Annotated in this window: 11 protein-coding genes; 5 read left to right on the forward strand and 6 right to left on the reverse strand. The window is 70.0% G+C overall.

Annotation, left to right across the window (positions count from 1 at the left end):
• Positions 1-170: 170 nt before the first annotated feature.
• Together BZL64_RS02860 and mca are read right to left on the reverse strand one after the other, a co-directional pair.
• Positions 171-416: a hypothetical protein gene (locus BZL64_RS02860; protein ID WP_086765796.1), complete on the reverse strand. Its 246-nt coding sequence runs from the start codon at positions 414-416 to the stop codon at positions 171-173.
• Positions 409-1,290, reverse strand: a complete 882-nt coding sequence (mca, locus tag BZL64_RS02865; protein ID WP_086765798.1) for a mycothiol conjugate amidase Mca — start codon at positions 1,288-1,290, stop codon at positions 409-411. Before mca ends, BZL64_RS02860 begins: the two co-directional genes overlap by 8 nt.
• A 160-nt stretch (positions 1,291-1,450) precedes the next feature.
• On the opposite strand from mca, the gene BZL64_RS02870 reads away from it, so the two are divergent.
• A complete protein-coding gene (locus BZL64_RS02870) occupies positions 1,451-1,849 on the forward strand; it encodes a DUF4307 domain-containing protein (RefSeq protein WP_086765800.1) in 399 nt (132 codons plus the stop codon).
• A gap of 169 nt (positions 1,850-2,018) precedes the next feature.
• Positions 2,019-2,519 carry a transcription elongation factor GreA gene (gene greA / locus BZL64_RS02875; protein WP_086765802.1) on the forward strand — a complete coding sequence of 167 codons (501 nt, stop codon included), beginning with the start codon at positions 2,019-2,021 and terminating at the stop codon, positions 2,517-2,519.
• Positions 2,520-2,652: 133 nt separating this feature from the next.
• On the opposite strand, the gene BZL64_RS02880 is transcribed toward greA, so the two are convergent.
• The 3 genes from BZL64_RS02880 to ilvA all read right to left on the reverse strand — a co-directional run bounded on the left by BZL64_RS02880 (position 2,653) and on the right by ilvA (position 5,917).
• Entirely contained in the window at positions 2,653-3,510 is an 858-nt protein-coding gene (locus tag BZL64_RS02880) for an ABC transporter permease (protein ID WP_086765804.1), read from the reverse strand.
• Positions 3,507-4,484 carry an ATP-binding cassette domain-containing protein gene (locus BZL64_RS02885; RefSeq protein ID WP_086765806.1) on the reverse strand — a complete coding sequence of 326 codons (978 nt, stop codon included), beginning with the start codon at positions 4,482-4,484 and terminating at the stop codon, positions 3,507-3,509. Before BZL64_RS02885 ends, BZL64_RS02880 begins: the two co-directional genes overlap by 4 nt.
• A 203-nt stretch (positions 4,485-4,687) precedes the next feature.
• A complete protein-coding gene (gene ilvA, locus BZL64_RS02890; protein ID WP_086765808.1) occupies positions 4,688-5,917 on the reverse strand; it encodes a threonine ammonia-lyase in 1,230 nt (409 codons plus the stop codon).
• Positions 5,918-6,080: 163 nt separating this feature from the next.
• On the opposite strand from ilvA, the gene BZL64_RS02895 reads away from it, so the two are divergent.
• From BZL64_RS02895 to BZL64_RS02905, 3 genes are all read left to right on the forward strand, one after another.
• Entirely contained in the window at positions 6,081-6,587 is a 507-nt protein-coding gene (locus BZL64_RS02895) for a MarR family winged helix-turn-helix transcriptional regulator (protein ID WP_190046502.1), read from the forward strand.
• 155 nt (positions 6,588-6,742) lie between these two features.
• Positions 6,743-7,264, forward strand: coding sequence for a sigma factor-like helix-turn-helix DNA-binding protein (locus BZL64_RS02900; RefSeq protein ID WP_086765810.1), 522 nt, complete (start codon positions 6,743-6,745; stop codon positions 7,262-7,264).
• A complete protein-coding gene (locus tag BZL64_RS02905) occupies positions 7,261-7,509 on the forward strand; it encodes a hypothetical protein (RefSeq protein ID WP_086765812.1) in 249 nt (82 codons plus the stop codon). The genes BZL64_RS02900 and BZL64_RS02905 overlap by 4 nt, the downstream gene beginning before the upstream one ends.
• Before the next feature lie 13 nt (positions 7,510-7,522).
• On the opposite strand, the gene BZL64_RS02910 is transcribed toward BZL64_RS02905, so the two are convergent.
• On the reverse strand, positions 7,523-8,677 hold the full coding sequence (locus tag BZL64_RS02910; protein ID WP_086765815.1) for a cystathionine gamma-synthase: 1,155 nt from the start codon (positions 8,675-8,677) through the stop codon (positions 7,523-7,525).
• Positions 8,678-9,072 lie beyond the last annotated feature (395 nt).

Raw genomic sequence — 9,072 nt, forward strand, 5'->3', positions numbered from 1 at the left:
CTACCCGCCCCCGCCGGGCAGGGCGGCGGGCGCGGTTCCGGGGGTCGGGGGGCGGCTCACGGCGTCATGGCGTCACGGGCCGACGGCACCGCCGCCCTGCCCGGCGGGGGCGGGTAGCGGTGCCGTGGGTCCGGTGCCGTGGGTCCGGGGGTGCCTTCGGCCGGCCCTGCTCAGCCCTTGGCGGGCGTGCTCTTCCCCGTGGGGGTCTCGCCGGCGGTGTCCGTCGGCGTCTCCACGAAGTCGACCTTGGCCATGCGGCGGTTCATCGACTTCATCAGGCCCCACACCGCGATCGCCATCGCCGCGAACACGACGAAGCCGAGGACGCCGGGGGTGACCTTGTTCTCGTCGACCTCCTTGGCGAGGGGGACGAGGTGCGTCATTGCCAGGCTCACGCTTGCGCTCATGTCAGGCATTGTCGCGGATGCCCGCAAAGAGGTCGTCCTCGGGGAGGGAGGTATCGACGAGCGACTTCGCCAGCTCGTACTCCTCCGTCGGCCAGACCTCCCGCTGGATCTCCATCGGCACCCTGAACCAGCCCCCGTCGGGGTCGATCTGCGTGGCGTGCGCGATCAACGCCTTGTCCCGGATCTCGTAGAAGTCGTCACACGGAACGTGCGTGGTGATCGTGCGCTCCACCCGCTCGAACTCGCTCCACCGCTGGAGCCACTCCCCGTACGGCGACTCCATGCCGCGGTCGAGCAGCGCCTGGTGCAGCGCCTCGGTGCGCGGACGGTTGAAGCCCTGGTTGTAGTAGAGCTTCTGCGGCCGGTACGCCGGACCGAACTCGCTCTCCGGGTACTTCGCGGTGTCGTCCGCGCCCTCGAAGGCCACCATCGAGATCTTGTGGGTCATGATGTGGTCGGGGTGCGGGTAGCCGCCGTTCTCGTCGTAGGTGGTGATCACCTGGGGACGGAAGGAACGGATCTGCTTCACCAGCTCACCGGCCGCCTTGTCGACGTCCTCCAGCGCGAAGCAGCCTTCGGGCAGCGGCGGCAGGGGGTCGCCCTCGGGCAGCCCGGAGTCGACGAAGCCGAGCCATTCCTGCTTGACGCCGAGGATCTCGCGGGCCTCGTCCATCTCCTTCTTGCGTACCTCGTGGATGTGCTCCTCGATGTACTTGTCGCCCTGCAGCTTGGGATTGAGGATGGAGCCGCGCTCCCCGCCCGTGCAGGTCACGACCAGCACGTCCACCCCCTCGGACACGTACTTCGCCATGGTGGCCGCGCCCTTGCTCGACTCGTCGTCGGGGTGGGCGTGCACGGCCATCAGTCGCAGCTGGTCAGTCAAGACTCATATCCTCAGTAAGTCGGCGCCCCCATGGGATGGGGTGCGATCGGCGGCTTCTATAGTGACCGAATCGGGGCGCCAATAATTCCGTGGTGCCGCCCCGGAGCCCCACTTTCGGACCTTCGCCCAACCGGCCGGAGGCCCTGCCGGGAGGACGATCATGAGTACGGCGAGCACGCGACCGCCCGAGGGCCGTTACGGCCGTTCCTCGGATGCGCGCGCGGACCGCACCCTCAAGGTCGCCGGTGGCGTGCTGGGCGCGCTGCTGCTCGCGTTGATCGGCTACTTCGCCTATCACTACGTCGGCCAGAACAAGATCAGCGGCGAGCTGATCACGTTCCAGGTCGCGGACGACTCGGTGCGGGTGCACCTCGAGGTCCGCAAGGACGCCGGCGCGAGCGGTTACTGCACGGTCCGCTCGCAGGCCGAGGACGGCGCCGAGGTGGGCCGCGCCGACTTCCGCTTCTCCGGCACCGACACGCGGATCGACAAGGTGGTCACGCTCCGTACGACATCACGGGGCACCACGGCGGAACTGCTCGGCTGTCACGCCGACTGATCGTCGACCGGAATAGGCAGGCTCTGACCTGCGTTGTCACGGTTCTTAGGGCTTATGTCCTCCCCCTCGGGCCGCTGAATTGTTAGGCTCGTGGTTTCGCCCATCCCTGGAGGAACATGCTTCCGGGTAGGGCGAGCTTTGTATTCCCTGTACCGACGAGGAGCACCCTGTGACCCAGACCAGCGAGAACGTCACCTGGCTGACCCAGGAGGCGTACAACAAGCTCAAGGATGAGCTTGAGTACCTTACTGGTCCTGCGCGCACCGAGATCGCCGGCAAGATCGCGGCCGCGCGTGAGGAGGGCGACCTGCGCGAGAACGGTGGGTACCACGCGGCCAAGGAGGAGCAGGGCAAGCAGGAACTGCGCATCCGCCAGCTGACCCAGCTCCTGGACAACGCCAAGGTCGGCGCGGCCCCGGTGTCCTCGGACGGCACGGTGGCGCCCGGCATGGTCGTGACGATCGCCTTCGACGGCGACGAGGACGACACCCTGGACTTCCTGCTGGCCTCGCGTGAGTACGCGAGTTCCGACATCGAGACCTATTCGCCGCAGTCTCCGCTGGGCTCCGCCGTGGTCGACCACAAGGTCGGCGAGGACGTGCAGTACGAACTCCCGAACGGCAAGAAGGCCTCCGTACGCATCCTCAAGGCCGTGCCCTACCACGGCTGACGCATCCCGGCCGGTCCCCCGGCCGAGGAGCGGTCCCCATTTCCGGTGACGAGACCCCCGGCGCCCCCCGTGGCGCCGGGGGTCTCGTCATGCCGTGCGGTGTGACGCGGTCATGCGGTGCGGTGTCGGGCGGTCACGCGGTGGCCGAGCGGTACTTGCGGACCGCCAGGGTGCGGAATATGAGGATGATCAGCACCGAGTAGATCAGCGAGGCCCAGACCGGGTGCTGCATGGGCCAGGCGTCGGACGCCGACTGTCCCGGGTTGGCGAACAGGACGCGGCAGGCCTGGACGGTGGCGCTGAACGGGTTCCACTCGGCGATGTGGCGCAGCCACGGCGTCATGTTGCCGGTGTCCACGAAGGCGTTCGATATGAAGGTGACCGGGAAGAGCCAGATCAGTCCGCCGGAGGTGGCCGCCTCGGGGGTGCGGACGGACAGGCCGATCAGGGCGCCGATCCAGGTGAACGCGTAGCCGAGGAGGAGCAGCAGGCCGAAGGCCGCCAGGACCCGTGCGGCGTTGGTGCTGCCGTCGGAGCCGACCCGCCAGCCGACCAGGAGCGCGACGGCGGCGAGGACGAGCAGGGTCAGCGCGGTCTGTACGAGGTCGGCGAGGGTGCGCCCGGTGAGGACCGCGCCGCGGGCCATGGGCAGGGAACGGAAGCGGTCGATGAGCCCCTTGTGCATGTCGTCGGCGATGCCCGCGCCGGCTCCGGCGGTGGCGAAGGTGACGGTCTGGGCGAAGATCCCCGCCATGAGGAAGTTCGTGTAGTCGGTGGCGCTGGTGCTGCCGCCGATCTGCATGGATCCGCCGAAGACGTACGTGAACAGCACCACGAACATGATGGGCTGGATGAGCCCGAAAATGACCATCTCGGGGATCCGTGACATCCGGATCAGGTTGCGTTTTGCAACGACCAGGGAGTCCCGGACGCTCTGCCCGAGCGGGTTGCCCAGGGCCGTGCCCCGGACGGCGTCGGTGACGGCGCTCATTTCACGGCCTCCTTGCCGTTCTCTTCGGGCTTGGCCTCGGCGGCGTGTCCGGTGAGGGACAGGAAGACGTCGTCGAGGGTGGGGCGGCGCAGGCCGATGTCGTCGATCTCGATGCCGCGGGTGTCCAGCTCGCGGATGACCTCGGCGAGGAGCTTGGCGCCGCCGGAGACGGGCACGGTGAGCTTGCGGGTGTGCTCCTCGACGGCGGTCTCGCCCTTGCCGAAGCCGGTCAGGACCTCGACGGCGGTGGGTATGTGCTCGCGGTCGTGCACCACGACCTCCACGCGCTCGCCGCCGGTGCGGGCCTTGAGCTGGTCGGAGGTGCCGCGGGCGATGACCTTGCCGTGGTCGACGACCGCGATGTCGTGGGCGAGGTGGTCGGCCTCCTCCAGGTACTGCGTGGTGAGCAGCAGCGTCGTACCGCCGGATACGAGGCGCTTGATCACCTCCCACAGGAGCTGGCGGTTGCGCGGGTCGAGGCCGGTCGTCGGCTCGTCCATGAACATCACGGGCGGCGAGACCACCAGCGCGGCGGCCAGGTCGAGCCGGCGGCGCATGCCTCCGGAGTAGGTCTTCGCCGTGCGGTCGGCGGCGTCGGCGAGGTCGAACTGGTCGAGCAGCTCGGCGGCCCGGACCTTCGCGTCCTTCGCCTTCATCTGGTAGAGCTGTCCGACCATCTGGAGGTTCTCGCGGCCGGTCAGATACTCGTCGACGGCGGCGAACTGGCCGGAGAGGCCTATTCGACGCCGGACCTCGTTGGGGTTCTTGAGCACGTCGAGGCCGGCGACCACGGCCCGGCCGCTGTCCGGGCGCAGAAGAGTGGTGAGGCAGCGGACCGCGGTGGTCTTGCCCGCGCCGTTCGGCCCGAGGAGGCCGAGGACGGTGCCCTCCGGGACGTCCAGGTCGACGCCGTCCAGAGCCCTTACGTCACCGAAGGTCTTCACCAGGCCTTCGGCATAGATGGCGCCTGGCATGTGAGTCTCCACGTCGTTGGGGATCTTCGTTGTTGGGGATCTTCATCGTTGGGATTCTTCGGAAAGCCTAGGTTTGTGCGTTTCGTTCCGCCCGATCGAGATGCGCCGAAGACACCGGCGAGATGGCGTGACACACACCGTAACGCGATGTATCGCGTCTCTCAATGGACTTACTCGAAAGAGTGACCGAAGAGGCTGTGACCTCAACCGATGACGATGTACCCGGCCTCGCGCAGGGCCTGACCGACCTCGGCGCAGTGCACCGGCCCCTTCGTCTCCAGGTGCAGCTCGACCTCCGCCTCCGTGAGCCCGAGCCGTGGGTCGGTCCGTACGTGGCTCACATCGAGGACGTTAGCGTCGACCACTGACAACACCCCGAGAAGCGTCGCGAGCGCCCCCGGCCGGTCCGTCAGCCGCAGCCGTACGGCCAGGTAGCGGCCCTGCGCGGACATGCCGTGCCGCAGGACGCGCTGCATCAGCAGCGGATCGACGTTGCCGCCGGAGAGCACCGCGACGACCGGCCCCTCGAAGGCGTCCGGCTCGCTCATCAGCGCCGCCACCGGGCTCGCCCCGGCCGGCTCGACCACCAGCTTGGCCCGCTCCAGGCACAGCAGCAGCGCGGTGGCCAGCGCGTCCTCCGACACCGTGCGCACCTCGTCCACCAGGTCGCCGACGATCCCGAACGGCACGTCACCTGGCCGGCCGACCTTGATGCCGTCCGCCATCGTCGCCGGACTGCGCAACGACACCGGCCGGCCCGCCGCCAGCGACGGTGGATACGCCGCCGCGCCCTCCGCCTGCACACCGACGATCCGCACGTCCGGCCGCAGTGCCTTCACCGCGACCGCGATACCCGCCGCCAGTCCCCCGCCACCGATCCCGACGACGATCGTGCGCACCTCCGGGCACTGCTCCAGGATCTCCAGACCCACCGTGCCCTGCCCGGCGATCACGTCCGCGTGGTCGAAGGGGTGGATGAACACCGCGCCGGTCTCCGCCGCGTACTCCTGCGCAGCCGCCAGCGTCTCGTCGACCACGTGCCCGTGCAGACGCACCTGCGCGCCGTACTCCCGGGTCGCGCTGATCTTCGGGAGCGGGGCGCCGTTCGGCATGAACACCGTGGAGCGCACGCCCAGCAGCGTGGACGCCAGCGCGACCCCCTGCGCGTGGTTTCCCGCGCTCGCCGCGACGACCCCGGCCGCCCGCTCCTCCGGCAGCAGCCCGGCGATCCGGACGTACGCGCCGCGCAGCTTGAAGGAACCGGTCCGCTGGAGGTTCTCGCACTTGAGGTGCACCGGTGCCCCGACGAGCTGGGACAGGTACCTGCTGCCCTCCATCGCGGTCACCCGCGCCACACCCGAAAGCATCTTCTGGGCACCGCGCACATCGTCGAGGGTGACGGGCCGCAAGGAGTCAGCCGTGCCATAGCTCATGACACCAGCATCGCAGTTCACAGGCGGGAACGACCGCTGTGACCAACCACCGAGACCGGTTTCCGCAGCGCCGGTACGACCCGCCTCCGGGCCGCGTACCCTGTCCCCCAACCCAGCCCCCTTTTCACGAAGCGAGCCCCCGGCCATGCCCACAACACCTGGAATGTCGATGGACATGACGACCCTCGGTGACACCGGTCTTCTCGACACGTTGCAGCACGAGGTGGCGGTGTTCGCGCGCCGTGCCGAACAGACCCGGCTCGGCGGGGTCGGGCAGGTCCGCAACTCCATGGACCGCGCCGCGTACCTGCTGCTCAACCGCCTCGACAAGGAAGGCCCGATGGGCGTCAAGGCGCTCGCCGCAAGCATGGGCATCGACTCGTCGACGGTCACCCGGCAGGTCGCTCCGCTGGTCGACACCGGTCTGGTCAAGCGGACCTCGCACCCCGAGGACGGGCGTGCCGTGGTGCTCCAGCTGTCTCCGCGCGGGTTGTCCCGGCTGGACGAAGTCCGCTCCTCCAGACGTCAGTTGATGGCCGAGCTGACCAACGACTGGAGCCCGCAGGAGCGCGAGGCGTTCTGCGCGCTCCTCACGCGCTTCAACACCGCGCTGTCCAGCCGGATGGCCTCCCACGGTCTCCCGGGCGCCGAGCCCGCACCGGCTTCCTGACGCCCACGCGCGCGCGTGAGGGCATGCGGCGCATCCCGCGCGTGCGCGGCTCTTGACCGACGGCCCGCCCCTGGCCTCATATGAGACCGGGTGCCCGTCCGCCGCAGACGGCCGGGATCCGTCCCAGGGGGTCGCCGGCAGGCGGGAGGCGCGCGGTGCGAGCACGGCATGCGGCCCAGGACGTCCGCCGGGCCAAGGAGTTCGAGGCGTTCGTGGCCGGCGCGGGCGGGCGGCTGACGCAGACCGCCACCCTGCTCACCGGGGAACCGCCCGGCGACAACCCGCGCGCGCGACGGCTGCTGACCGTCGCCCTCGCGCACACGTACGCGTGCTGGGACAGGCTGCACGGCGAGGACCCCTACGACCACGCCCGCCGGCACCTCGCCATCCGCTTCGCCGACACCGCCTGGCACCAGTACGCCACCTGGCACCGCTACACCGCCCGGGGCCGGGCCGGGCGACACCTCGCCGGCCCGCTGGCCGGGCTCACCGCGCAGGAACGCCTGATCCTGGTCCTCAGACTCTACGAGGGCGTCGGAGAGGAGCAGGTCGCGGCACTCCTGGGCCTGCCGGCGGAACGTGTCCACGCCATCTGTGACCGGGCGACGGCGACCGTCCTGCACCCACCCGCCGCGCCGGCACCCCCGCTCCCCGAGGCGAAGGCGGCGGTGACATGAACCGGACCCAGCGGGAGGCCGCCGTCCGGCAGATCATGGAACGCACGGTGCCCCGGCTGCCGCCCGAGCTGCACGCGGACGCCGTCCGCCGCGGCAGCCGTATGCTCCGCCGCCGCACGCTCGCCCGGCGCCTGCTGTGGCTGCTGCTGTGGGCGGCGGCCGTCGGCTTCACCGTCTGGGCGATGGTGGCCGAGCCGTGGGTGGAGCCGCCGTCGGAGACGACCCCACCCCTCACCGGCTGGTGACCGTGGGTCCGGTCTAGCCGAGGGCCTGCTGGAGGTCCGCCAGCAGGTCGTCGACGTTCTCGATGCCGACCGAGATCCGCACCAGGTCGGCCGGGACCTCCAGGGCCGAACCGGCCGTGGACGCGTGCGTCATGCGACCGGGGTGCTCGATCAGCGACTCGACGCCGCCGAGGGACTCGCCCAGCGTGAACACCTTCGCGCGGTTGCAGACCTCGACCGCCGCCTCCTCGCCGCCCGCCACCTGGAACGACACCATGCCGCCGAACGCCCTCATCTGCTTGGCGGCGACCTCGTGGCCGGGGTGGTCCGGCAGGCCCGGGTAGAGAACCTTCGTCACGCGCGCGTGCCGGGTCAGCATGTCGGCGACCTTGGTCGCGTTCTCGCTGTGCCGGTCCATGCGCACCGACAGCGTCTTCGTGCCGCGCAGCACCAGCCAGGAGTCGAACGGTCCGGCGACCGCGCCCATCGCGTTCTGGTGGTACGCCAGCTCCTCACCGAGTTCGCGGTCGCCGACGATCAGCGCACCGCCGACGACGTCCGAGTGACCGCCCATGTACTTGGTGAGCGAGTGCACGACGACGTCCGCGCCGAGCGCCAGCGGCTGCTGGAGATACGGCGTGGCGAAGGTGTTGTCCACGACGAGGCGGGCGCCCGCGTCCCGCGCCACCTGGGCGACGGCCGCGATGTCGGTGATGCCGAGCAGCGGGTTGGAGGGCGTCTCCACCCACACCGCCTTCGTCTTCGGCGTGATCGCGGCCCGTACGGCGGCCGGGTCGCTGGTGTCGGCCACCGACCACTCCACGCCCCACCGGGAGACGACCTTCGCGAACAGGCGGAACGTGCCGCCGTACGCGTCGTTCGGGATGACCACGTGGTCGCCGGGGCTGAGCAGCGTACGCAACAGGCAGTCCTCGGCCGCCAGTCCTGACGCGAACGCGAGACCCCGGACGCCGCCCTCCAGGGCTGCCAGGTTCTCTTCCAGGGCGGTCCTGGTCGGGTTGGCGCTGCGGCTGTACTCGTAGCCGCCGCGCAGGCCGCCGACGCCGTCCTGCTTGTAGGTCGAGACCTGGTAGATCGGCGGGACGACCGCGCCGGTGAGGGGATCGGCGGTGTTGCCCGCGTGGATCGCGAGGGTCTCGAAATGCTGACTGATGTGCCTGTCGCTCATGAGCCCCGAGCGTAGTGCGCCGGAGGGAAAGGTGCGGGACGGCGGGGTGTCCGGCGTACCCGGCGCGGGGGTTTTCCACAGGGCGGCGGAGGGGTTGGGAACTGCTGGGGTTTGCCTGAGTACGAGTGCGTCCTGATGTATGTGAGTGAGTGCTGGCGCTCCCGGCCGGCGGCCGGGGCTGCTCTTCCAAGACAAGATGGGAACCAGGGTTCGTCCGTCGAATGTGTGACCTTTCCGGGTGGGGCTCGTTGGGTGTGATGACCGGCTTTTCGAGGGCTGTATGGGGGGGTGGGCGGGTTGCGGGAGCTTGCGGCGTCGTTTGTCGTGCCCGGTCCTGCGGGGGTGGCGGTCCGTACCCGGTTGAAGCAGCTCACGCCCGCCGATGAGAAGGTCCT

It is taken from the genome of Streptomyces bobili (assembly GCF_002154575.1).
Taxonomy (GTDB): domain Bacteria; phylum Actinomycetota; class Actinomycetes; order Streptomycetales; family Streptomycetaceae; genus Streptomyces; species Streptomyces bobili.

What these genes read in the sequence shown, in the direction of transcription:
- BZL64_RS02860 (WP_086765796.1), bottom strand. Translation starts at nt 416, where the DNA reads ATGCCTGACATGAGCGCAAGCGTGAGCCTGGCAATGACGCACCTCGTC.
- ilvA (WP_086765808.1), bottom strand. Translation starts at nt 5,917, where the DNA reads ATGAGCTATGGCACGGCTGACTCCTTGCGGCCCGTCACCCTCGACGAT.
- BZL64_RS02880 (WP_086765804.1), bottom strand. Translation starts at nt 3,510, where the DNA reads ATGAGCGCCGTCACCGACGCCGTCCGGGGCACGGCCCTGGGCAACCCG.
- BZL64_RS02910 (WP_086765815.1), bottom strand. Translation starts at nt 8,677, where the DNA reads ATGAGCGACAGGCACATCAGTCAGCATTTCGAGACCCTCGCGATCCAC.
- BZL64_RS02905 (WP_086765812.1), top strand. Translation starts at nt 7,261, where the DNA reads ATGAACCGGACCCAGCGGGAGGCCGCCGTCCGGCAGATCATGGAACGC.
- BZL64_RS02870 (WP_086765800.1), top strand. Translation starts at nt 1,451, where the DNA reads ATGAGTACGGCGAGCACGCGACCGCCCGAGGGCCGTTACGGCCGTTCC.
- BZL64_RS02885 (WP_086765806.1), bottom strand. Translation starts at nt 4,484, where the DNA reads ATGCCAGGCGCCATCTATGCCGAAGGCCTGGTGAAGACCTTCGGTGAC.
- BZL64_RS02895 (WP_190046502.1), top strand. Translation starts at nt 6,081, where the DNA reads ATGTCGATGGACATGACGACCCTCGGTGACACCGGTCTTCTCGACACG.